19 protein-coding genes and 1 tRNA gene are annotated in these 23,921 nt (G+C 71.5%); 12 read left to right on the top strand and 8 right to left on the bottom strand.

The window, feature by feature from the left end; genetic code table 11:
• The 3 genes from CU044_RS26525 to CU044_RS26515 all read right to left on the bottom strand — a co-directional run.
• Positions 1-882, bottom strand: an 882-nt coding sequence (locus CU044_RS26525) for a thiamine pyrophosphate-binding protein (RefSeq protein WP_129771280.1), incomplete at its 3' end; no start/stop codon positions are given.
• On the bottom strand, positions 879-1,901 hold the full coding sequence (gene speB, locus CU044_RS26520; RefSeq protein ID WP_129771279.1) for an agmatinase: 1,023 nt from the start codon (positions 1,899-1,901) through the stop codon (positions 879-881). The genes CU044_RS26525 and speB, both read right to left, overlap by 4 nt.
• Positions 1,902-2,054: 153 nt before the next feature.
• Positions 2,055-3,551 carry a sodium:solute symporter gene (locus CU044_RS26515; protein ID WP_129771278.1) on the bottom strand — a complete coding sequence of 499 codons (1,497 nt, stop codon included), beginning with the start codon at positions 3,549-3,551 and terminating at the stop codon, positions 2,055-2,057.
• Between the two features lie 128 nt (positions 3,552-3,679).
• On the opposite strand from CU044_RS26515, the gene CU044_RS26510 reads away from it, so the two are divergent.
• Positions 3,680-5,116, top strand: coding sequence for a PucR family transcriptional regulator (locus CU044_RS26510; RefSeq protein ID WP_240045860.1), 1,437 nt, complete (start codon positions 3,680-3,682; stop codon positions 5,114-5,116).
• Positions 5,117-5,256: 140 nt separating this feature from the next.
• Complete coding sequence (locus tag CU044_RS26505) at positions 5,257-6,414, top strand: acyl-CoA dehydrogenase family protein (RefSeq protein ID WP_129771276.1); 1,158 nt, start codon at positions 5,257-5,259, stop codon at positions 6,412-6,414.
• Between the two features lie 57 nt (positions 6,415-6,471).
• Here CU044_RS26505 and CU044_RS26500 read toward each other — a convergent pair whose 3' ends face one another.
• Positions 6,472-7,251 carry a phosphatase gene (locus tag CU044_RS26500; protein WP_129771275.1) on the bottom strand — a complete coding sequence of 260 codons (780 nt, stop codon included), beginning with the start codon at positions 7,249-7,251 and terminating at the stop codon, positions 6,472-6,474.
• 153 nt (positions 7,252-7,404) lie between these two features.
• Positions 7,405-8,022: a TetR/AcrR family transcriptional regulator gene (locus CU044_RS26495; protein WP_129771274.1), complete on the bottom strand. Its 618-nt coding sequence runs from the start codon at positions 8,020-8,022 to the stop codon at positions 7,405-7,407.
• Between the two features lie 143 nt (positions 8,023-8,165).
• Between CU044_RS26495 and CU044_RS26490 the strand changes: the two genes are divergently transcribed.
• The 4 genes from CU044_RS26490 to CU044_RS26475 are packed head-to-tail and all read left to right on the top strand — an operon-like array spanning position 8,166 to position 13,905.
• Complete coding sequence (locus CU044_RS26490) at positions 8,166-9,797, top strand: carboxyl transferase domain-containing protein (protein ID WP_129771273.1); 1,632 nt, start codon at positions 8,166-8,168, stop codon at positions 9,795-9,797.
• 8 nt (positions 9,798-9,805) lie between these two features.
• A complete protein-coding gene (locus CU044_RS26485) occupies positions 9,806-11,779 on the top strand; it encodes a biotin carboxylase N-terminal domain-containing protein (protein ID WP_129771272.1) in 1,974 nt (657 codons plus the stop codon).
• Positions 11,776-12,723 carry a hydroxymethylglutaryl-CoA lyase gene (locus CU044_RS26480; protein ID WP_129771271.1) on the top strand — a complete coding sequence of 316 codons (948 nt, stop codon included), beginning with the start codon at positions 11,776-11,778 and terminating at the stop codon, positions 12,721-12,723. Before CU044_RS26485 ends, CU044_RS26480 begins: the two co-directional genes overlap by 4 nt.
• Positions 12,724-12,729: 6 nt before the next feature.
• Positions 12,730-13,905 (top strand): acyl-CoA dehydrogenase family protein, encoded by a 1,176-nt coding sequence (locus CU044_RS26475; protein ID WP_129771270.1) that lies wholly within the window; start codon positions 12,730-12,732, stop codon positions 13,903-13,905.
• Between the two features lie 139 nt (positions 13,906-14,044).
• On the opposite strand, the gene CU044_RS26470 is transcribed toward CU044_RS26475, so the two are convergent.
• Complete coding sequence (locus CU044_RS26470) at positions 14,045-15,724, bottom strand: beta-N-acetylhexosaminidase (RefSeq protein WP_129771269.1); 1,680 nt, start codon at positions 15,722-15,724, stop codon at positions 14,045-14,047.
• Positions 15,725-15,871: 147 nt separating this feature from the next.
• Between CU044_RS26470 and CU044_RS26465 the strand changes: the two genes are divergently transcribed.
• From CU044_RS26465 to glmS, 3 genes are all read left to right on the top strand, one after another.
• Positions 15,872-16,816: a DUF4429 domain-containing protein gene (locus tag CU044_RS26465; protein WP_129771268.1), complete on the top strand. Its 945-nt coding sequence runs from the start codon at positions 15,872-15,874 to the stop codon at positions 16,814-16,816.
• 105 nt (positions 16,817-16,921) lie between these two features.
• Positions 16,922-17,197: a hypothetical protein gene (locus CU044_RS26460; RefSeq protein ID WP_030354996.1), complete on the top strand. Its 276-nt coding sequence runs from the start codon at positions 16,922-16,924 to the stop codon at positions 17,195-17,197.
• Positions 17,198-17,251: 54 nt separating this feature from the next.
• A complete protein-coding gene (glmS, locus tag CU044_RS26455; protein WP_129771267.1) occupies positions 17,252-19,081 on the top strand; it encodes a glutamine--fructose-6-phosphate transaminase (isomerizing) in 1,830 nt (609 codons plus the stop codon).
• Positions 19,082-19,315: 234 nt separating this feature from the next.
• On the opposite strand, the gene CU044_RS26450 is transcribed toward glmS, so the two are convergent.
• Together CU044_RS26450 and CU044_RS26445 are read right to left on the bottom strand one after the other, a co-directional pair.
• Positions 19,316-19,894 (bottom strand): GPR1/FUN34/YaaH family transporter, encoded by a 579-nt coding sequence (locus CU044_RS26450; RefSeq protein ID WP_129771266.1) that lies wholly within the window; start codon positions 19,892-19,894, stop codon positions 19,316-19,318.
• Between the two features lie 248 nt (positions 19,895-20,142).
• The gene (locus CU044_RS26445) at positions 20,143-20,664 is read right to left on the bottom strand and encodes a universal stress protein (RefSeq protein WP_030354999.1); all 522 of its coding nucleotides are present in this window, start codon (positions 20,662-20,664) and stop codon (positions 20,143-20,145) included.
• Positions 20,665-21,807: 1,143 nt separating this feature from the next.
• On the opposite strand from CU044_RS26445, the gene CU044_RS26440 reads away from it, so the two are divergent.
• The 3 genes from CU044_RS26440 to CU044_RS26430 all read left to right on the top strand — a co-directional run bounded on the left by CU044_RS26440 (position 21,808) and on the right by CU044_RS26430 (position 23,845).
• Complete coding sequence (locus tag CU044_RS26440; RefSeq protein WP_129771265.1) at positions 21,808-23,028, top strand: helix-turn-helix domain-containing protein; 1,221 nt, start codon at positions 21,808-21,810, stop codon at positions 23,026-23,028.
• A gap of 10 nt (positions 23,029-23,038) precedes the next feature.
• Positions 23,039-23,641, top strand: a complete 603-nt coding sequence (orn, locus tag CU044_RS26435) for an oligoribonuclease (protein WP_129771264.1) — start codon at positions 23,039-23,041, stop codon at positions 23,639-23,641.
• A 131-nt stretch (positions 23,642-23,772) separates the two neighbouring features.
• Positions 23,773-23,845, top strand: a tRNA-His gene (locus CU044_RS26430).
• Positions 23,846-23,921 lie beyond the last annotated feature (76 nt).

Below are 23,921 nucleotides of genomic sequence, written 5' to 3'. Positions count from 1 at the left end.
GTCTTCGAGGAAGTCCGTGGTGTGCCGGTCCTCCAGCCAGGACTGGAGCGAGAGCGGATGCTCCCAGGGGAAGGCGCCCTTGCCGCCGAAGGTGGTGACGACCGGCGCGGACAGCTTCTCGGCGAGCGCGCGGAGCTTGCCGCCGGCGTCGGCGCGGACGACTCCACCGCCCGCGATGATCGCCGGGCGGGCGGCGTTGGACAGCGCGTGGGCGGCCACGGCGGTCAGTTCGGGACGGGGCAGCAGCTCGCGCGGGGTCGCGTCCATGGCGGTGACGACCGGCAGGGTCGTCCCGGCGAGGAGGACGTCCTGCGGGATCTCGACCCAGACCGGGCCGTGCGGCGCGCTGAGCGCGGATTCCCAGGCGGCGGCGATCGCGGACGGGATCTGGGAGGCGGCGCGGACGGGGTGCACGGACTTCACGATGTCGCGGAAGGACGCCTGCTGGTCGCGGAGTTCATGCAGATAGCCGTGCCGGCCGCCGCCGAGTCCCGCCGTCGGGATCTGGCTGGAGATCGCGAGCACGGGCGCCGAGGCGGCGGCCGCCTCCTGGAGCGCGGCGAGCGAGGTCAGGGCGCCGGGGCCGGTGGAGAGCAGCAGCGGGGCGACCTCGCCGGTGACCCTGCCGTACGCGTCGGCGGCGAACCCCGCGTTGTTCTCGACGCGGAGGCCGACGTACTGGAGCGAGGACCGGCGCAGGGCGTCGAACATCCCCAGCGCGTGCTGTCCCGGCAGCCCGAACACGGTGGTGGCGCCGAGCCCGTACAGCGTCTCGACGACCAGGTCACCGCCGTTGCGCCCGGCGGGCGGCGCCAGGGCGGCGGCGGTCTGTTCGGGGGTGAGGGGCCGGGGCCCGTGGTCGTGATCGTGGTCGTGGGTCACTTCGTCGCCTTCCCCGCGGCAATCTGCCGGGACATGATCGTCGTCAGTTCGTACGCCGTGTGGGAGGCGGCGACGGAGGTGATCTCGGCGTGGTCGTACGCGGGCGCGACCTCGACGACATCCGCCGAGACCACATTGCAGGAGGCCAGTCCCCGCACTATTTCCAGGAGTTCACGGGAGGTCAGCCCGCCCGCCTCGGGTGTGCCGGTGCCGGGAGCGTGCGCCGGGTCCAGCACATCGATGTCGATGGAGATGTACAGCGGACGGTCCCCGATGCGCTGCCGCAGCTGGTCGGCGATCTCGTCCACGCCCCGGCGCATCACATCGGCGGACGTGACGATCCCGAAGCCCATCCTGGCGTCGTCGTCCAGGTCCCGCTTGCCGTAGAGCGGGCCGCGCGTACCGACGTGGGAGAGCGCCTCCGTATCGAGGATGCCCTCCTCGACGGCCCGGCGGAACGGCGTCCCGTGCGTGTACTCGGCGCCGAAGTAGGTGTCCCAGGTGTCCAGATGGGCGTCGAAGTGGAGCAGCGCGACCGGGCCGTGCCGCTTCGCCACCGAGCGCAGCAGCGGGAGCGCGATGGTGTGGTCGCCGCCGAGGGTCATCAGACGCGCGCCGGTCCCGAGCAGTTCGTCGGCCGCGGCCTCGATGGTGTCGACGGCCTCGTTGATGTTGAACGGGTTGGCGGCGATGTCCCCGGCGTCCGCGACCTGCGCGAGGGCGAACGGGGAGGCGTCCTGGGCCGGGTTGTACGGGCGCAGCAGGCGCGACGCCTCCCGGATCGCGTTTCCGCCGAAGCGGGCGCCGGGACGGTAGGAGACGCCGGTGTCGAAGGGGACGCCGACGACGGCGACATCGGCGGTGCCGACCTCGTCGAGCCGGGGCAGCCGGGCGAAGGTGGCCGGGCCCGCGTACCTCGGGACGCGGGACGAGTCGACCGGGCCGCGTGGGCCGCCGTCGCGGCCCCCGTCGCCGGTGACCTGGGAAGTGACCTGGGATTCGTTTCCGTTGCCGCTCATCGTCGGGCCTCTCCGGGTAGTGCTCGCGCGGCTCCGCGCGGCTCCGCGCCGCTGTGCGGCGCTGCGTACCGATACGTGTCGCTGTGTGATGCTCTGTCAAGAATGGACCGGCCCACTGACAGTGGGCCGGTCCGGGTCGTGCGTCGCCCGCCCTCAGCCCACGGGAAGGGCTGGTTCGGACGGGGTCCCGGGGCTCTCGTCGTCCGCCTCGCCCGCGAGCCGGCGCCGCCACGCGGCCAGCACCGCTTCGTCCGTCGGCCTGGTCGCCAGGCTGACGATCAGATAGGCGGCCAGTGAGGACAACAGCCCGTAGTAGACGGGCTCGTTGGCGAGGATGCCGTACGCCGCCATCAGCCCCACGACGGCCCCGCCGCCGACGATCACGCCGGCCAGCGCGCCGTACACCGTCCCGCGCTTCCAGAGCAGACCGCCGAGGATCGGCACCAGCAGTCCGCCGACGAGCAGGTTGTACGCGACGGTGAGCGCCTCGACGACATCGTTCAGCGCGATCGCGATGGCGATGACGCCGATCCCCATGATCAGGATGAACAGCCGGTTGCCCCTGACCTCGTCGTGCTCGGCGCCGTCCGGTCCGCCGTCCGCGCCGCCGCCCCGGCCGCCGACCCTCCGCAGCCGCGACCAGATGTCGTTGTTCGCGACGGTCGCGCAGGCGATCAGCGCGCCCGAGGAGGTCGACATCACGGCCGCGAGGGCGGCGGCCAGCACCAGCCCCCGTACGCCCATGGGCAGTTCGTCCTTGACGATGGTCGCGAACGCGTCGTCCGCGCTGCCCAGATCCGGGTAGAGCACCTTGGCCGCGGTCCCGATGACCGCTCCGGCCAGCGCGTACACCAGGCAGTACGTACCGGCGACGGTGCCGCCCCAGCGCGCCACCTTGTCGCCGCGCGCGGTGAAGACCCGCTGCCAGATGTCCTGTCCGATCAGCATGCCGAACGTGTAGATCAGCACATAGGTGAAGATCGTCTCGCCGCCGATGCCGAAGGGCGCGAAGTACTCGTCCGGCAGCTGCGCCCTCATCTCGCTGAACCCGCCCGCCTTGACCACCGCGATGGGCAGCAGGAGCAGCAGCACCCCGACGGTCTTGACGACGAACTGCACCATGTCGGTGAGCGTGATGGACCACATGCCGCCGAGCGTCGAGTACGCGACGACGATGGCCCCGCCCAGGATGATCGCGACGGTGCGGTGCAGGTCGAAGAGGACGTCGAAGATCGTGGCGTAGGCGATGGTCGAGGTGACCGCGAGCATGAGCGTGTACGCCCACATCACGATGCCCGAGATGACCCCGGCCCGGCCGCCGTAGCGCAGATCGAGCATCTCGGAGACGGTGTAGACCTTCAGCCGGGCGATCCGCGCGGAGAAGAAGAGGGAAAGGGCGAGCAGGCCGAGGCCGATGGTGAAGACCATCCAGGCGCCGGAGAGCCCGTGCTTGTAGCCGAGGCCGACCCCGCCGATCGTGGAGGCGCCGCCGAGGACGATCGCGGCCATCGTGCCGGAGTACATCCAGGGCCCCAGCCTGCGGCCCGCGACCAGGAACTCGCTCTTGGACTTGGCGCGGCGCATGCCCCACCAGCCCATGGCCAGCATGCCGGCCAGATAGACGACGATCACCGCGTAATCGACAGCCATGGGCTTCCTCCGTCTCGACTCACACTTTTCATCCCGCGTTCTTGTGGGTCATGACGGTAGGTGGCCGGAAAGCATCGCTGAAGTGTACGTTTCATCCATTCCGCAGACAAACAATGGATGGAACGTCCATGACGAACCGCACCGCGCGCCCCGCCGGTCCCCCGCCCACCCCGCCGATTCCGCTGGCCGCACTGCTCGCGGACCCGGATCTCGGGCTGCGCCGGATCGCCGGGCCGCCGGACGACGGCTCCCAGGTGGTGCACTGGGTGCACACCTCGGAGATGGCGGACCCGTACCCGTATCTGCTCGGCGGGGAGCTGCTGCTGACCGCCGGTGTCCAGCTCAGCGACGCGTACGCGGACGAGTACGCGGCGCGGGTGGTCGAGGCGGGCGCGGCGGCGCTCGGTTTCGGGGTGACGCCGGTGTACGACACGGTGCCGCCCGCGCTCGTCGAGGCGTGCGACCGGCACGGTCTGCCGCTGCTCGAAGTACCGCCGCGTACCCCGTTCACCACCGTCGCACGCGAGGTGTGGCGGCTGATGGCGGAGGCACGCCATCGCGAGCTGCGCCGGGTGACCCAGGCACAGCAGGGTCTGGCGGCCGCCGCCGCGCGCCAGGATCCGGTGCCCGCCGTGCTGCGGCAGCTGGCGGTGCGGCTGGAGGGCCGCGCGGTGCTGTTCGCGCCGGACGGCGCGGAGCTGCACACCACGGGCCGGGCTGCGTCGCCCGGGGCCCGTACGGCCCTCGGGCGGCTGGCCCGGGTGGTACGCGGCGGACCGGCGTCCGCCACCGACACCGCCCAGGGCGCCCATCTCGCCGCCTACGCGCTCGGCGGCGGACAGGGCCTCGTCCTCGGCGTGGCCACCGCCGGACGGGAGGCCGGGGACCACACCGTCACCGGCGTCGCCGTCGTCCTGCTGTCGCTGCTCACCGCGCCCCATCAGAGCGCGGCCGAGTCGGGCCGCTCGGCGGCGCTCGTACGGATGCTGCTCGGGGCCACGCCCGCCGAGGCCGCGCCGCTGCTCGGGCCGGGGCCGTGGAGCGTGGTCCACGCGCGCGGCGGTTCCACGCCCTTCGCGGCGGGCGCGCTGGCGGCGGCGCTGGGCAGCGCGCTGGTCGAGACGGACGGCACCACGACCCGCGTCGTCACCGACCGCGAGGTCACCGCCCGGCCCGGCTGGACCCTGGGCGTCAGCGAGCCGGTGGAACCCGCGGGGCTGGCCGCCGCCGACGCCCGCGCCGGGCGGGCGCTGCGCCGCGCGGAGGCCACCCGCACCCCGCTCGTACGCCACCTCGGGGAGGGACTCACCGGCCTGTTCGCCCCCGAGGAGGCCGCCGCCCACGCCCGTGCCCGCCTCGCGCCGCTCACCGGCTCCCCCGCCCTGGCCGAGACGCTGCGCGTCTGGCTCTCGCTGCACGGCAGCTGGGACCGTACGGCGGTGGCCCTGACCGTCCACCGCAACACCGTCCGCCAGCGGATCGCCCGCTGCGCGACCCTGCTGGACACGGACCTTGACGACGCCGACGTACGGATGGAGCTGTGGTTCGCGCTGCGCTGGGCGTGACGGCGCGGGCCGGCTCCTCAGGCCGTGTCCGCAGGCCCTGCCCGGCCGATGCGCCGACCTTTCCCGGGGCCTGGACACCGGAACGAACCGCCGGGTAACTTGGATGAGCAAGCGCTTAGCCACGACGGGGAGGCACTCCAGTGCGCCGTACTGTCTACAACGAGGACCACGAGGCGTTCCGGGAGACCATCCGCGCCTTCATCGAGGCCGAGGTCGTCCCCGTCCACGACGAGTGGTACGCGGCGGGGCAGGCGCCCCGCGACTTCTACCACCAACTCGGCGAGCTGGGCATCTTCGGCATCGAGGTGCCCGAGGAGTACGGCGGCGCGGGTGAGGAATCGTTCAAGTTCCAGGCGGTCATCACCGAGGAGTGCGCACGCGCGGGTGTCTCCTTCGGCGGCTCCGGGGTCCATGTCGCGCTCTGCCTGCCCTATTTGAAGGCGTACGCCACCGACGAGCAGAAGAAGCGGTGGCTGCCGGACTTCGTCAGCGGCCGGGCGATGTACGCCATCGCCATGACCGAGCCGGGCACGGGCTCCGACCTGGCCGGTATGAAGACGACCGCCAGGCTCTCCGAGGACGGCACGCACTACGTCCTGAACGGTGCGAAGACGTTCATCACCGGCGGCGTGCACGCGGACCGCGTGATCGTCTGCGCCCGTACCGCCGCCCCGACCGCCGAGGACCGCCGCCACGGCATCTCGCTGCTGGTCGTGGACACGGCGTCCGAGGGGTACGCGGTCGGCCGCAAGCTCGACAAGCTGGGGCTGCGGATCTCCGACACCGCCGAACTGTCCTTCACCGACGTCAAGGTCCCGGTCGAGGATCTGCTCGGCGAGGAGAACAAGGGCTTCTCCTACCTCGGCCAGAATCTGCCGCAGGAGCGGCTGGGCATCGCCGTCGGCGCGTACGCGCAGGCCGCCGCGGCGGTCCGGTTCGCGCAGGCGTACGTCCAGGAGCGGACGGTCTTCGGCAAGAGCGTCGCGTCGTTCCAGAACACGAAGTTCGAACTGGCCGCGTGCAAGGCCGAGGTGGACGCGGCGGAGGCCGTCGTCGACCGCGCGCTGGAGGCCCATGACCTGGGCGAGCTGTCCGCGGCCGAGGCCGCCTCCGCGAAGCTCTTCACCACCGAGGTCGCGCACCGCGTCATCGACAAGTGCCTCCAGCTGCACGGCGGCTACGGCTATATGAACGAGTACCCGATCGCCCGGCTGTACGCGGACAATCGCGTCAACCGGATCTACGGCGGCACCAGCGAGGTCATGAAGATGATCATCGCCAAGTCGATGGGGCTGTAAGAGCCACGTCGATGGGGCTGTGAGGAAGAAGTGGGGCGGGCCGGTTCGGCCGTACGGTCAGAGCAGGCCCGCCTCGTTCAGCAGGTAGGCGGTCATCGGGTCGTAGAAGCGCGGGTCCGTGACATGGTCGTCCAGCGGGACGGTCACCTCCAGCGTGCCTTCCGCCTCGGCGATGAAGAGCGCCGGGTCGTTGCAGTCCGCGTATCCGACCGAGTCCAGTCCGCGCTGGCCCGCGCATCCCGCCCAGCCGTGGTCCGCGACCACCAGATCGGGCTGTGGTCTGCCCTCGCGCTCCAGACCGTCCAGGATCGCCCGCATCGGCTCCGGCGAGTGCGTGTGCCAGAGGGTCGCGCCGCGCTCCAGCATCGCGATGTCCGCGAACTGGAAGACCATGCCCTCGTCGGCGGTGAGCCCGCCCGGGATCCGTACGATCTCGCAGCCCGCGGCCCGCAGGGCGTCCGCGGTCTGGCGGTGCACGTCCAGCAGCCCGCCCGGGTGGCCGGTCGCGAACAGCACGCGCTGCTTGCCCGCGGCGGCCTTGCGCAGCCGGGCTGCCAGCCGCTCCAGGCCGTCCACGGTCAGCTCGGGATCGATGGTGTCCTGGCCGGCCCGGTGCCCCGGGTCGTCGCTGACCCCGCACCGCTCGGCCATCACGGCGAGCACGTCCTGCTCGTCGGTCCAGCGGTCCCCCAGCTCCAGGCCCAGCCAGTAGTGGCGGTCGCCATTGGCCAGCTTGCGGTAATGGGAGAGGTTGTTGTCGCGGGGGGTGGCGACATTCCCGGCGATACGCGTTCGGACGAGATGGTCGACAAGGGCGGCACGGCTCGGTATCGGCATGAACCCATTGTGCCGTCCGACCCGGGCGCCGCGCCGGGTGTCCCGGTTCCCGGACTGTCTTCGGCCGGTCTTCGACCAGCCCGGACTCCGGCGGGCGCCCGTCGGCGTGGTGCGCGCTCCCGCCCACGACCGGCGGCGCGCCCGGTCCGTCCCCTACCGCGCGGGCTCGTCCGTATCGCCCAGCGCCGCGAACGCGCCGTGCGCCAGGCGGCGCAGCAGGGATTCCGTCGCGGCGCGGCCCGGGAGGCCGCCGCCGGGTGAGCCGAGGTGCGGTGTCGAGTTCAGCAGGCCGAAGACCGCGTGGACCGCGCCGCGCGCCTGGGTTTCCGGGACGGCCGGGTGCAGCTCCCGTACGACCGTGACCCACAGCTCCACGTACTGCCGCTGGAGCTGGCGCACCAGCTTGCGGTCGCTGTCCCTCAGACGGTCCAGCTCGCGGTCGTGGAGGGTGATGAGCGGGCGGTCGTCCAGGGCGAAGTCGATATGCCCGTCGATCAGCGAGGCCAGTACGGCGGCGGGGTCGCCGGCCGCGCCCGCGCCCCGTACACGCAGCTTCCCGCCGTCCAGCAGCCGTCCGCTGATACCGACCAGCAGCTCGGCGAGCATCGCGTCCTTGCCCGCGAAATGGCGGTACAGACCGGGCCCGCTGATGCCGACGGCCGCCCCTATCTCGTCGACACCGACGCCGTGGAACCCACGCTCGGCGAAGAGGCGCGCGGCCTCGCTGAGGATCTGCTCGCGGCGGGTCGGGGCCGCGGTCCTGGTGCTCATGGGAAATCATTCTAGACAGGGCCGTTAGCGGTCGTTAACCTGGAAGCGTCACGTTAACGCTCACTAACGGCGCTCACTGACACACCGCGCACCACCACACCGCACCACCACACCAGTGAACCCAGCGAGGGGGGCTACGAGCGATGCGGCAGGCACCAGTGCTGGCGAGCGCCGCCGATCCGGCGTCCGAGGCATGGCGGGCCAACGAGGCGGCCCATCAGGAGCTGGCCGACGGCCTGCGCTCCCGGCTCGTCGCCGCGCGCCTCGGCGGCGGCGAGAAGGCCCGCGCCCGGCACACCGCGCGCGGAAAGCTGCTCCCGCGCGACCGGGTGGACACCCTCCTCGACCCCGGCTCGCCCTTCCTGGAGCTGGCGCCGCTCGCGGCCGAGGGGATGTACGGCGGGGCGGCCCCGGCCGCCGGGGTGATCGCCGGGATCGGCCGGGTCAGCGGGCGCGAGGTGGTGATCGTCGCCAATGACGCCACGGTCAAGGGCGGTACGTACTACCCGATGACGGTGAAGAAACACCTCCGCGCCCAGGAGGTGGCTCTGGAGAACCGCCTCCCCTGTGTGTATCTGGTGGACTCCGGCGGCGCCTTCCTGCCGATGCAGGACGAGGTCTTCCCCGACCGCGACCACTTCGGCCGGATCTTCTACAACCAGGCCCGGATGTCCGGCGCCGGCATCCCGCAGATCGCCGCGGTGCTCGGCTCCTGCACGGCGGGCGGGGCGTACGTCCCGGCGATGAGCGACGAGGCCGTGATCGTCCGCGGGCAGGGCACGATCTTCCTGGGCGGCCCGCCGCTGGTGAAGGCGGCGACCGGCGAGGTCGTCACGGCCGAGGAGCTGGGCGGCGGCGAGGTCCACTCCCGGGTCTCCGGGGTCACCGACCATCTCGCCGAGGACGACGCGCACGCGCTGCGCGTCGTCCGCACGATCGTCTCGACGCTCCCCGCGCGCGGCCCGCTCCCCTGGTCCGTCGAGCCGGTGGAGGAGCCGAAGGCGGACCCCGCCGGGCTGTACGGCGCGGTGCCGGTGGATTCCCGTACGCCCTACGACGTCCGCGAGGTGATCGCGCGGCTGGTCGACGGCTCGCGGTTCGCCGAGTTCAAGTCCGAGTTCGGTACGACGCTGGTCACCGGCTTCGCGCGGATCCACGGCCATCCGGTGGGCATCGTCGCCAACAACGGCATCCTGTTCTCCGAGTCCGCCCAGAAGGGCGCGCATTTCATCGAGCTGTGCGACCAGCGCGGTATCCCGCTGCTCTTCCTCCAGAACATCTCGGGCTTCATGGTCGGCCGGGACTACGAGGCGGGCGGGATCGCCAAGCACGGCGCGAAGATGGTGACGGCCGTCGCCTGCGCGCGGGTGCCGAAGCTGACGGTCGTCGTCGGCGGTTCGTACGGCGCGGGCAACTACTCGATGTGCGGCCGGGCCTACTCCCCCCGCTTCCTGTGGATGTGGCCCAACGCCAAGATCTCGGTGATGGGCGGCGAGCAGGCCGCCTCGGTGCTGGCCACCGTCAAGCGCGACCAGATCGAGGCGCGCGGCGAGGAGTGGCCGGCCGAGGACGAGGAGTCCTTCAAGGACCCGATCCGCGCGCAGTACGAGACCCAGGGCAACGCCTACTACGCGACCGCGCGCCTCTGGGACGACGGCGTCATCGACCCGCTGGACACCCGCCAGGTGGTGGGTCTGGCCCTGACCGCGTGTGCCAACGCCCCGCTGCCCCCGAGGGACAGCGCGGCGCCCGGCTTCGGCGTCTTCCGGATGTGAGGGTGGGAATGTTCGACACCGTTCTGATCGCCAACCGCGGCGAGATCGCGGTCCGCGTCATCCGTACCCTGCGGACCCTGGGCGTGCGCTCGGTCGCGGTGTTCAGCGACGCGGACGCGGACGCCCGGCATGTGCGGGAGGCCGACACCGCGGTACGGATCGGGCCCGCCGCCGCTGCCGAGAGCTATCTGCGCGTCGACCGGCTGCTGGAGGCGGCGGCCCGTACCGGCGCGCAGGCGGTCCACCCCGGCTATGGCTTCCTCGCCGAGAACGCCGGCTTCGCGCGCGCCTGCGCGGACGCGGGGCTGGTCTTCGTCGGCCCGCCCGCCCCCGCCATCGCGCTGATGGGCGACAAGATCCGCGCCAAGGAGACCGTACGGGCCGCCGGGGTCCCGGTGGTCCCCGGCTCCTCCGGCGGCGGACTGAGCGATGGCCAACTGGCGGAGGCGGCGCGCGGGATCGGGATGCCGGTGCTGCTGAAGCCCTCGGCGGGCGGCGGCGGCAAGGGCATGCGGCTGGTGCGGTCCGAGGCGGCGCTCGCCGAGGAGATCGCGGCGGCCCGGCGCGAGGCGCGCTCCTCCTTCGGGGACGACACGCTCCTGGTGGAGCGGTGGGTGGACCGCCCGCGCCATATCGAGATCCAGGTCCTGGCGGACGGCCGGGGGAACGTGCTGCATCTGGGCGAGCGCGAGTGCTCGCTCCAGCGCCGCCACCAGAAGGTCGTCGAGGAGGCGCCGTCCGTCCTGCTGGACGGGGCCACGCGCGCGGCGATGGGCGAGGCGGCGGTCCGGGCGGCGCGCTCGTGCGGATACGAGGGCGCGGGGACGGTCGAGTTCATCGTCCCCGGCGGTGACCCGTCGTCGTACTTCTTCATGGAGATGAACACCCGCCTCCAGGTCGAGCATCCGGTGACCGAGCTGGCGGTGTCGGTCGGGGGGAGGCGCGGCCTGGATCTGGTGGAGTGGCAGCTGCGGATCGCCTCCGGCGAGGAACTGCCCTTCGGTCAGGACGACATCGCGTTCGACGGGCACGCGGTGGAGGCGCGCGTCTGCGCCGAGGATCCCGCCCGCGGCTTCCTGCCCTCCGGCGGTACGGTCCTGGCCCTGCGCGAGCCGGAGGGCGACGGCGTACGGACCGACTCGGGCCTCTCCGAGGGCGCGGACGTCGGCAGCGCGTACGACCCGATGCTCTCCAAGGTCATCGCGTACGGCCCCGACCGCGCCACGGCCCTGCGCAGACTCCGCGCGGCGCTCGCGGAGACGGTCACGCTCGGGGTCCCGACGAACGCCGGGTTCCTCCGCAGGCTGCTGGCCCACCCCTCGGTGGTCGCGGGCGAGCTGGACACGGGTCTGGTCGAGCGCGAGGCGGCCGGGCTGCTGGCGGAGACGGTCCCGCCCGAGGTGTACGCGGCCGCGGCGGCGGTCCGTCAGGCGGGGCTGCTGCCGCCCGCGACCGCGGGATGGGTGGACCCCTTCTCCGTACCGGACGGCTGGCGCCTCGGCGGCGTACGCCACCCGGCCGGCCATCCCCTGCGCGTGACGGGACATGAACCCGTGACGCTGGAGGCGCCGCCGGCGGACCGGTCCCGGGTGGAGCCCGGCCGGGTCACGGTCACCGTGGACGGGGTGACCCACACCTTCCACCGCGCGGGCGACTGGCTCGGCAGGGACGGGGACAGCTGGCACGTCCAGGACTACGACCCCGTGGAGGCCGCCCTGCGCGGGGCCGCCGGGGCGGGCGGTGTGGACGCGCTGACCGCGCCGATGCCCGGGACGGTCACCGTCGTGAAGGTGGCCGTCGGGGACGAGGTGACGGCCGGGCAGAGTCTGCTGGTCGTCGAGGCGATGAAGATGGAGCACGTCATCTCCGCCCCGCACGACGGCACGGTCACCGAGCTGGACGTCACCCCCGGGTCCACCGTCGCCATGGATCAGGTGCTGGCCGTCGTCGCGCCGGCCGGCCCCGCCGAGGAGGAGTCATGACCGAAGGACTGCCCATGGCGGTGCCCGCGCAGGGCCTGCCGCCCCGGGTCCGTATCCACGAGGTGGGCGCGCGCGACGGGCTCCAGAACGAGAAGAGCGTCGTACCGACCGAGGTCAAGGCGGAGTTCATCCACCGCCTCGCCGACGCGGGCCTGACCACCATCGAGGCGACCAGCTTCGTCCGCCCCGAGTGGGTACCCCAACTGGCCGACGCCGAGCTGCTGTTCCCGATGCTCGCCGACCTCGGCGGCGCCCCCGACATCGAGCTTCCCGTGCTCGTGCCGAACGGGCGCGGGCTGGACCGCGCCATGGCGCTGGGCGCCCGCCGTATCGCCGTGTTCGGCAGCGCCACGGAATCCTTCGCCAGGGCCAATCTCAACCGGACGGTCGACGAGTCGCTCGCCATGTTCGAGCCGGTCGTCGCCAGGGCCCGGGAGGACCGCATGGGGGTCCGCGGCTATCTCTCGATGTGCTTCGGCGACCCCTGGGAGGGGCCCGTCCCGGTCCATCAGGTCGTCAGGGTCGCCAAGGCCCTCAGGGACATGGGATGCGACGAGCTGAGCCTCGGCGACACCATCGGCGTCGCCACCCCCGGACATGTGCAGACGCTCCTGGCCGAGCTGAACGAGGAGGGCGTGCCGACCGACGCCCTCGCGGTGCACTTCCACGACACGTACGGCCAGGCGCTCGCCAACACCCTCGCCGCGCTCCAGCACGGAGTGACCACAGTCGACGCCTCCGCGGGCGGCCTCGGCGGCTGCCCGTACGCGAAGAGCGCGACCGGCAATCTCGCCACCGAAGACCTCGTGTGGATGCTCGACGGCCTCGGTATCGAAACCGGCGTCGATCTCGGCCGGCTCGTCGCCACCAGCGACTGGCTGGCCGAACGGCTGGGCCGCCCCAGCCCCTCCCGTACCGTCCGCGCCCTCTCCCACAAGGAGTGACCATCGATGTCCCTGGACCACCGGCTCTCCGCCGAGCACGAAGAACTGCGGCGCACCGTGGAGGAGTTCGCCCGCGAGGTCGTCGCGCCCAAGATCGGCGACTTCTACGAGCGGCACGAGTTCCCCTACGAGATCGTCCGTGAGATGGGGCGGATGGGGCTGTTCGGGCTGCCGTTCCCGGAGGAGTACGGCGGCATGGGGGGCGACTATCTCGCGCTCGGTATCGCCCTGGAGGAGCTGGCCCGCGTCGACTCCTCGGTGGCGATCACCCTGGAGGCCGGCGTCTCGCTCGGTGCCATGCCCATCCACCGTTTCGGTACGGAGGAGCAGAAGCGCGCGTGGCTGCCCCGGCTCTGCTCGGGCGAACTGCTCGGCGCGTTCGGCCTGACGGAACCGGACTGCGGTTCGGACGCGGGCGGCACGCGGACCACCGCCGTGCGCGACGGCGACTCATGGGTGATCAACGGCAGCAAGTGCTTCATCACCAACTCCGGTACGGACATCACGGGCCTGGTCACGGTCACCGCCGTCACCGGCCGCAAGGAGGACGGCCGTCCGGAGATCTCCTCGATCATCGTGCCGTCGGGCACCCCCGGATTCACGGTCGCGGCCCCGTACTCGAAGGTCGGCTGGAACGCGTCGGACACCCGCGAGCTGTCCTTCTCGGACGTGCGCGTCCCGCTGGCCAACCTGCTCGGCGAGGAGGGCCGGGGGTACGCGCAGTTCCTGCGCATCCTCGACGAGGGCAGGATCGCGATCTCCGCGCTGGCGACCGGGCTCGCCCAGGGGTGTGTGGACGAGTCGGTGGCGTACGCGCGCGAGCGGCACGCGTTCGGCCGGCCGATCGGCGCCAACCAGGCCATCCAGTTCAAGATCGCCGACATGGAGATGCGCGCGCACATGGCGCGGATCGGCTGGCGGGACGCGGCCTCCCGGCTGACGCACGGCGAGCCGTTCAAGAAGGAGGCCGCGCTGGCGAAGCTGTACTCGTCGACGGTCGCGGTCGACAACGCCCGTGAGGCCACCCAGATCCATGGCGGATACGGCTTCATGAACGAGTATCCGGTCGCCAGGATGTGGCGGGACTCCAAGATCCTGGAGATCGGTGAGGGGACGAGCGAGGTCCAGCGGATGCTGATCGCGCGGGAGCTGGGCCTGGCGGATCTGAGTCCGACGGGCTGAGGCTCACCGGGCGCCGGGGGTGTGTCGCATCCCCCGGCGCCGGCTCCTTTGCCGCTCGACCGGCCACGCTCAACCGGCCACGCTCAACCGGTCCGGCTCAGCCGATCCGGCTCAACCGGCCCAGCTCTACCGCCCGGTTCTACTGCCCGGCCGGCCAGTTCACCAGCGGCGAGCGGTAGTAGTCGATCCCGAGCGCCGCCATGCGCGGCCCCTGCGCCGCCAGCCGCGCCTTGTACGTGTCCCAGTCGTGCGTGGCGGCCGGTGACCAGCCCAGCTCGGCGACACCGGGCAGCCGCGGGAAGGCCATGGACTCCAGCTGGTCGTTCGTCGCGAGCGTCTCGGTCCAGAGCGGCGCCTCGACACCGAGCACCGCGTCCTCGGACACACCCGCGCCGGCGAGATAGGTGGCCGGGTCCCAGTCGTACGAGCGGTCCACCTCCGTGTAACCGGCCCAGGACTGGCCCAGCACGGTGCTCCTGTCGTACTTCATGTCGAGGTACACCCGGTCCGCCGGGGAGAGGATCAGCCGCGTGCCCTTCTTCGTCGCCGCCGCGACCCGCGCGCGCTCGGCGGCGCTCGTGGCGTCGTACCCCCAGTACTGGGCGACGGCCCCCTCCACCGGGGTGGCGCCGGTCAGCTGGTGCCAGCCGACGACGGTCTTCCCGTACTTCCGGACGACGGCCTGGGTCCGCTCCATGAAGGTCACATAGTCGGCGTGGCTGGTGGAGTGGGCCTCGTCGCCGCCGATGTGGAGATACTTCCCGGGTGTGAGGGCGGCCAGTTCGCGGATCACGTCGTCCACGAAGTCGTATGTCACCTCCTTGGGCGCGCACAGCGAGCTGAAGCCGACCGCCGTGCCGGTGTAGAGCGGGGGCGCGACGCCGTCGCAGTTCAGCTCGGCGTACGAGGCGAGGGCGGCGTTGGTGTGGCCCGGCATGTCGATCTCCGGGATCACCTCCAGGTGCCGGGAGGCCGCGTAGCTCACCAGCTCCCGGTACTGGGCCTTGGTGTAGTAGCCGCCGGGGCCGCCGCCGACCTGCGTGGAGCCGCCGTAGGTGGCCAGGCGCGGCCAGGAGTCGATGGCGATCCGCCAGCCCTGGTCGTCGGAGAGGTGCAGATGCAGTTTGTTGATCTTGTAGAGCGCCAACTGATCGATATAGAGCCTGACCTGATCGGGCGTCAGGAAGTGCCGAGAGACATCGAGCATCGCGCCCCGGTAGGCGTAGCGCGGGGTGTCGGTGATGGTGCCGCCCGCGACCGTCCAGGGGCCGGGCTGGGGGGTCCGCTTCTCCACGGAGGCGGGCAGCAGCTGCCGCAGGGTCTGGACGCCGTGGAAGAGCCCGGCGGGCTCCTGGGCGGTGATGGTGACACCGCCGCGGCCGGACTCCAGGCGGTAGCCCTCCTCGCCCAGCCCCAGGGCGTGTTGCGCGAGTGGCGCCCTCTCACGGTCCCGGCCGTCGGAGCCGACGAGCCGCAGCCGGATGCCGCCGTCACCGCGCCGGTCGGTGACGGGCAGCGCGTAACCGGTCGAGGGCCGCAGCAGCCCGGCCAGGTACGAGCCGATCCGGCGGGCCTCGCGGGCGTCCTCGTGCGACCGGCCCGCCACCTGGATCCGGCTGCGCGCGGTGAGGGTGTACGCCGCGCCGCCCGCCCTGACCTGTGCGGGAGCGGGCACGATCTGATCGAGCGGACGTGCGGCGGGCGCCGGGGCGGGACTCGGAGCACCGCGCTCCGGCGCGGCTCCGATGCTGGAGATACCGGCCGCCACGACGAGCAGCAGCGAACCGAACAGACGGGGAAACGTGCTGTGCTGTCTCACAAGGCTGTGCTGTCTCACAAGATTGTCCCTTCGACGGGGCGACGGGGTACTCACCTGCGGTGCCGAGCACTCACCATGGGACCCGCACGCCCCACCGGCGGTCAAGGTGTAGACCAATTTCCGCCCGCCTGATGGAAGAATCCCCGCATGGCGGAAATCATCCAGAAGGACGGCACATGGACCTTCGACGGGGACACGGTCCGTATCGTGCCCGGCAAGGACAAGGGCGTGAGCCCGCTCCGCAAGGCTCTCGGTGAAGTCGCCCTGCCGCTGGGCGCGTTGGCGGGGATCTCCTTCGAGGCCGGGCGCAGGTCGGGGCGGCTGCGGCTGCGCCTGCGGGAGGGCGCGGACCCGCTGCTCCAGATCACCGGCGGCCGGCTGGGCGACAGCTCCGACCCCTATCTGCTGACCGTCGACAAGGACCGCGTGGGGGTCGCCGAGTACTTCGTGGACGAGGTGCGGAACGCCCTGCTGCTCGACCAGGTGGAGCCCGGCCCCGTCGACCGCTATCTGCTGCCGGGACCGGCTCTGCCGATCACCGTGAGCGCGGGCGACGCGAGCGTCACCTTCGACGGGGAGCGGATCCGGCTGGAGTGGAACTGGAAGACGGAGGAGTCCAAGTCCTCCGGCGGCCCCCGCACCCTCGTGCTCGGCGAGGTGGAGGCAGTGGAGTGGCTGCCGAGCGCCGGTCTGGAGAACGGCTATCTGCGCTTCCTCACCAGCAGGGCGCCCGTGTCCACCCCGCCGAAGTACGACCCGCAGGCGGTGGATCTGTACGGGTTCAGGAAGGACCCGCTGATGGCTCTGGTCGGTGCGGCGGTGGTGGCCCGGCTGCCTCATCCGCGCGCCGCGTCCGCCGCGTCCGCCGCGCTCACCGCCGCCCCGCCCCCGGCGCCGGGCCTCGTCAAGGCCGCGACGAGCACCACGGACGCGGCGGACACGACGGACCCCGCGGGCCCGGCGGCGGCGAGCGGCGACGACCATGACGTCCTGCTGCGCCGGCTGCGGGAGCTGGGCGAACTGCACCGGGCGGGGATCCTCACCGCCGAGGAGTTCAGCACGGCGAAGCAGGCCGTCCTCAAGCGGCTCTGATCCATCACTGCGGCCTTCGCTCTTTTGGCCCCCACTTTCAGCGAATCCTGCCCGATTCCGGGCAGGATTGTTGCGAACCCCCTTGATCACCCGCAATATCGACACGTGCTCGAACGCCGCCCGTCGTACGACGACCTCATCGACCACCTGGTCCGCAGCACCGCGCTCCAGCGCGGTGAGGCCGCCCGGGTGGTGCTCGACGTGCTGGCGTACTTCGACGAGACGACCGAGGAATTCGTCCGCCGCCGCCACCGGGAGATGCAGTCCGGTGGGTCCACGAACGCGGAGATCTTCGAGCGGATCGCGGCCGAGCTGCCGCATCGCGCGGTGGCGCCCCCGGCGCTCTCGCTGCGGCAGCTGCGCCGCATCGTCTACGGCTGACCGTGCGAAGCACCGTGACCCAGGACAGCGTGATCCAGGAGGGACAGAGACTGTATGTGCGGAATCGTCGGATACATCGGAAAGCGTGATGTGGCACCACTGCTGCTGGAGGGCTTGCAGCGGCTGGAGTACCGGGGGTACGACTCGGCCGGGCTGGTCATCACCGGCAAGCCGGGCGCGGGCAAGCCGGCCGCGCTGAAGATGGTCAAGGCCAAGGGGCGGGTCCGCGAGCTGGAGGCCCGCGTACCCAAGCGCTTCTCCGGCACCACCGGCATCGCGCACACCCGCTGGGCAACCCACGGCGCCCCGAGCGACGAGAACGCGCACCCGCACATGGACCTGGAGGGCAAGGTCGCCCTCGTCCACAACGGCATCATCGACAACGCCTCGGAGCTGCGGGTCAAGCTGGAGGCCGACGGCGTCGTGTTCCAGTCCGAGACGGACACCGAGGTGGTGACCCATCTCGTCGCCCGCTCCCAGGCCCCGACCCTGGAGGAGAAGGTCCGCCAGGCGCTCCAGCTGATCGAGGGCACGTACGGCATCGCCGTCCTGCACGCCGATTTCCCGGACCGTATCGTCGTCGCCCGCAATGGCTCGCCGGTCGTCCTGGGCATCGGCGAGAAGGAGATGTTCGTCGCCTCCGACGTGGCCGCGCTGGTCTCCCACACCCGCCAGGTCGTGACGCTGGACGACGGCGAGATGGCCACCCTCAAGGCCGACGACTTCCGTACGTACACCACCGAGGGCTCGCGCACCTCGGCGACGCCGACCACCGTGGAGTGGGAGGCCGAGTCGTACGACATGGGCGGCCACGACACCTATATGCACAAGGAGATCTCGGAGCAGGTCGACTCCGTGGACCGGGTGCTGCGCGGCCGGATCGACGACCGGTTCTCCACCGTGCATCTGGGCGGTCTCAATCTGGACGCCCGGGAGGCGCGCGGGGTGCGCCGGATCAAGATCCTCGGCTGTGGCACCTCGTACCACGCCGGCCTCATCGGCGCGCAGCTGATCGAGGAGCTGGCCCGGATCCCGGCGGACGCCGAGCCCGCCTCCGAGTTCCGCTACCGCAATCCGGTCGTGGACCCCGACACGCTCTATGTCGCGGTGTCCCAGTCGGGCGAGACGTACGACGTGCTGGCCGCGGTGCAGGAGCTGAAGCGCAAGGGCGCGCGCGTACTGGGCGTCGTGAATGTCGTGGGCTCGGCGATCGCCCGGGAGACCGACGGCGGGGTGTATGTGCACGCGGGCCCGGAGGTCTGCGTCGTCTCCACCAAGTGCTTCACCAACACCGTGGTGTCGTTCGCGCTGCTCGCGCTGCATCTGGGCCGGATCCGCGATCTGTCGGTCGCGGACGGCAAGCGGATCATCGACGGGCTGCGCAGGCTGCCCGCCCAGATCGCCGAGATCCTGGCGACGGAGGACGACATCGCCAAGCTGGCGGCGCAGTACGCGCAGGTCAGCTCCATGATGTTCATCGGCAGGGTGCGGGGCTATCCGGTGGCGCTCGAGGCCTCGCTGAAGCTGAAGGAGATCTCCTACATCCACGCCGAGGCGTACCCGGCCTCGGAGCTGAAGCACGGCCCGCTCGCCCTCATCGAGCCCGCGCTGCCGACCGTCGCGATCGTCCCCGACGACGATCTGCTGGAGAAGAACCGGGCGGCGCTGGAGGAGATCAAGGCGCGCAGCGGTCCGATCCTGGCGGTGGCGCACCAGCCGCAGGAGAAGGCCGACCACACCATCGTCGTGCCGAAGAACGAGACGGAACTCGACGCGATCCTGCTGGGCATCCCGCTCCAACTGCTCGCGTACCACACGGCTCTGGCGCTGGGCCGGGACATCGACAAGCCCCGCAACCTCGCGAAGTCGGTGACGGTCGAGTAGCGGCTCGCCCTCTCCCGCGGGGGGTTGCCGTACGACCTCCCACGGGGGGTTGTCGTACGACCTCTCGCAGGAGTGGTCGTACGACACAGGGCGCCGTACGGCGAGAGCGTCCCCGGCGCGTGCCACCCTTCGCGCCGGGGACGCTCCCCGAAGGGACCGGCGCCAGGGCCTGTCGGCGGATCCTCGCGGATCAGCCGTACAGGCCCTTGCCCTTGGCGCCGGCCCGCGGCTGCCTCAGCCGGTGGCCGTCACTCCTCGGCCGGCAGCACGACGGCGCGGCAGTGCGGTCGGCCAATTGGCGAGCGCGGCCGTCGCCGCGTACCAGGAGGCGAGGCCCGCCACGACGGCGAACCAGCCGCCGACCTTGATGAGGCCCGCACTGTCGGCGAACTGGCCCACCGCGAGCAGCAGCAGCCCGGCGCAGAACAGTCCGTACGCGCTCTGCACCAGCGGCCCCGCGCTCGCGCCGCCGACGGCGAGGCTGAACGCCAGGAGCGCCCAGAGGACGAGGAAGAGGCCCGCGGCGTCCGCGGAGACCTGATGGCCGACTCCGGTGCCCCAGGTGAACCAGAATGCGCCGAGGCCCGCGAAGGCCGTGCCGGTGAATGAGTCGCCCGCCCGGAATTCGAGCAGTCCGGCGAGGAAAAGGGCGATGCCGCCGACATAGAGCGCGAGCGAGACGGCGGCGACCGCCGTCACTCCGTCGACGACGCCGGTGTGGCCGATTCCGAAGGCGAGCAGGGTGAGGCCCAGGGCGAGATGGCCCAGAACCCAGGTCGAAGTAGCGCTTCCCGCAGAGACGGCATTGTCCACGGCGGGCTCCCTTCACGATGTGCGTGGTGCTGTGTCCCAGCGGCCGATATGTACCCTTCACCGGCTCGCAATCCACCTCTACCTGTGAGTAGATTCACACTGCGGGTAAGGGAGTTGACACGGAGTCAGCGCCGAGTTGACGTCAACACGGCTGACGTACAAGGCGGTTGCGCGCGAGAAAGTTTGCGAGTGGAGACGGTCGCCGCGTGGGGACAGCGGCGCGAGGGGGCAAGAGGGGGCACGTGGGGTTACGGGATCACCACGACGGGCCGCTGCGCCCGCCGCGCCAGCCGCCCCGCCACCGAACCGAAGATCCGCCCGACGATGCCGTGCGTGGACCCGACGACGATCGCGTCGGCGGAGTACTCCTGGCCGACCTCTTCGAGTTCATGGCAGATGTCGCCACCGCGCTCGACCAGGATCCACGGCACCTCGGCGAGATAGTCCGCGCAGGCCAGTTCGAGGCCGAGCACCTCGGTGCGGTGGTCCGGCACGTCCACGAACACGGGGGGCTCACAGCCCGCCCAGACCGTGGTGGGCAGCCGGTTGGCGACATGGACGATGATCAGGCCCGAGCCCAGCCGTCTGGCCATGCCGATGGCATACGCGAGGGCCCGTTCACTCGACATCGAGCCGTCGAAGCCGACGACGACTCCGTGCCGGAAGGCGGGATCGCAGGAAGCGCGCGTCTGTTCCGCCGCTTGCAGGTCCGACAGTGGGTCGGCTACCTGCTCGCGGTCTGCGGGTTCTGGGATTTCGTGACCGGCCATGAGTGTCTCGGCGAAAGAGGTCCTCTTGAGAAGGATCAACAAGTGGCGTGTCGGGGGGAGCTGTGTCCGGGAATCATCTTCCCAACCCCATACCCCAAAGGGTACGGCGGCACTCCTCTCCTGCCCAGAGACCGGCGCCCCACACGCGGCGTTCCAGGGAGCATGCACGAGGGCGTCCCGGATGGCAATGCCGGATGGTCTCTACAGCTGTCGTGGCGCGGCCCCGCAGTGACCGGACGACTCCGCTCCTCGTTGGCCGTCGGCCATGTCCCCGGCCCCCGTGGAGCCCCGTACCCGCCTCACCCACCGCTCGGGCCCCCGCCGCCACCGCAGGGCCCGCACGCCCCGGAGCGCGCTCCGGGGCGCATCATGGGGCGCACCGCGCGGGGCCGCACCGGCCGACGCCGGTCTCCGCCGCACCCGCCGCACGGTCCGCCGCGGAGCCGGTGGAGGGCGGGTCCGCCGGGCGGCGCTCCGCCGCGGGCCGGTCCCGGTGGCCTGCGGGCCGGTCCCGGTGGTCCGCGCGGCGTACGGCGCTTCCCCGGGCGGTACGGCGGCGGCCGTGCACGGTCCCGTCGCGGTGACCGCGGTACGCCGGCCACCGCCGCGGCGGTCCGGGCGCGCCGCCGCACCGCGGCACGCGGAGGACGCCAGGACGTACGTTACGTACGCAACGTCCGGAAGCCGTCTCTCCCGAGGCTCCCAAGGGGCGCACTGGGGCTCGCGCGTACGCGAAGGGTGTGCGCCGGGATACTGAGTGCATCACATCGACACACCCATCACTTTTCAGCCAACTTCACATACGAGTAGAACCTTTGGTGAAATGGCCTGCCAACCCCCTTGCCACCAGGGAAGAAAGGACCGCAGCGGTCCTGGGCACCCTACGGGGATGGGCCATGCACGCGAGGCCCACTTCCACTCTCGGCTTCCGAGTGGAACGCTTCGTGATCGAATGCTTCGCGCCAAGTTGCCTTGTCGACATAGCGCCGGTTGGAGAACTTGTCACGCCGGCACCACGGGACACAGTAGATTCGATCATGAGTATCGAAGGCTGGGGACCCGTGCAAAACCGAGGGGAATCGTGCAGGAGCGAAAGGCCCGACAAGAACGGGGAGACGCGAACACCGAGGGGGGCTTAGCACCATGAGCCAGGACTCCACTACCGCACCGGAGTCAGCACGTAAACTTTCCGGAAGACGTCGCCGGGAAGTCGTCGCTGTGCTGCTCTTCAGCGGTGGCCCCATCTTCGAGAGCTCCATCCCGCTCTCCGTGTTCGGAATCGACCGCCAGGACGCCGGGGTTCCCCGCTATCGCCTGCTCGTCTGCGGCGGGGAGGACGGGCCGCTGCGCACCACCGGCGGCCTCGAACTCACCGCGCCGTACGGGCTGGAGGCGATCAGCAGGGCGGGCACGGTGGTGGTACCGGCCTGGCGGTCGATCACGTCACCGCCACCGCCGGAGGCACTGGACGCGTTGCGCCGTGCCCATGAAGAGGGCGCGCGGATCGTCGGTCTGTGCACCGGCGCGTTCGTGCTCGCCGCGGCCGGTCTGCTGGACGGCCGGCCGGCCACCACGCACTGGATGTACGCACCGACGCTCGCCAAGCGTTATCCGTCCGTCCATGTGGATCCGAGAGAGCTGTTCGTCGATGACGGCGATGTGCTCACATCCGCGGGGACAGCGGCCGGAATCGACCTGTGCCTGCACATAGTCCGGACGGATCACGGCGCGGAGGCGGCGGGCGCGCTCGCCCGCAGACTGGTCGTACCACCACGGCGCAGCGGCGGCCAGGAGCGCTATCTGGACAGGTCTTTACCAGAGGAGATCGGCTCCGACCCGCTCGCCGAGGTCGTGGCCTGGGCGCTGGAGCATCTGCACGAGCAGTTCGACGTGGAGACGCTCGCGGCCCGCGCGTACATGAGCCGCCGTACGTTCGACCGGCGGTTCCGCTCGCTCACCGGAAGCGCGCCGCTGCAGTGGCTGATCACCCAGCGGGTGCTCCAGGCACAGCGGCTGCTGGAGACCTCCGACTACTCGGTCGACGAGGTCGCGGGCCGCTGCGGATTCCGCTCGCCGGTGGCACTGCGCGGCCACTTCCGGCGCCAGCTGGGCTCCTCCCCGGCGGCCTACCGGTCCGCCTACCGGGCCCGCAGACCGCAGGGCGAGTCCATGCCCCACGGGGTCATGGAGTCGGTGGTCCCCGCCCAGGCGTCCCCGCACTCCAGGCGGGCGGCGGCAGCGGCCAGTACGCCCGGCCAGGCGTCGGCGTCGGCGACGGTGACGGACCACAGCCGGACAGGTTCCGACATGTACGCGACAGGTCCGGGCCGTCCGAGTCTGCCCGGCCAGCGGAGCGCCCCGTAGGGTAAGGCGCATGAACGATCGAATGGTGTGGATCGACTGCGAGATGACCGGGCTCTCGCTGACGGACGACGCACTCATCGAGGTGGCCGCGCTGGTCACCGACTCGGAGCTGAACGTGCTCGGCGAAGGGGTGGACATCGTGATCCGCCCGCCGGACTCGGCGCTGGAGACCATGCCCGAGGTGGTGCGGCAGATGCACACCGCCTCGGGCCTCCTCGACGAGCTGGCGGGCGGGACCACGCTCGCCGCCGCCGAGGAGCAGGTCCTCGCGTACGTACGCAAGCACGTGAAGGAGGCCGGCAAGGCCCCGCTGTGCGGAAACACGGTCGGCACCGACCGGGGGTTCCTGCTCCGTGACATGCCGACGCTGGAGGGCTACCTCCACTACCGCATCGTCGATGTCTCCTCGATCAAGGAGCTGGCCCGCCGCTGGTACCCGCGGGCCTACTTCAACAGCCCGGAGAAGAGCGGCAACCACCGCGCGCTGGCGGACATCCGCGAGTCCATCGCGGAGCTGCGCTACTACCGCGAAGCGGTCTTCGTACCCCAGCCGGGCCCGGACTCGGACACGGCCAAGCAGATCGCCGCGAAGCACGTACTGCCCGGGGCCTGACCACCCCCGGGCCGACGCCCTGCCCCGGCCCCTGACCGGCCCCCGGTCACGGCCCCGGAATCCGGGCGCGAGCACCCTCGCGGACCCTGTACACTTTTTCTCGGCCGGTAGGGAACGAAGACCGGCCCTTGGTGGGTATAGCTCAGCTGGTAGAGCACCTGGTTGTGGTCCAGGATGTCGCGGGTTCAAGTCCCGTTACTCACCCTGATTGATCAAGGCCCGACCTGTGGAAACAGGTCGGGCCTTCGTCGTTCCCAGAACTTTGGGAACACGACGGGAA

Origin of the sequence: Streptomyces sp. L-9-10, from assembly GCF_004151105.1 — a bacterium.
GTDB lineage: Bacteria > Actinomycetota > Actinomycetes > Streptomycetales > Streptomycetaceae > Streptomyces.
The sequence above is the reverse complement of the archived record's forward strand: the minus strand, read 5'-3'. Positions and strand labels throughout refer to the sequence as shown.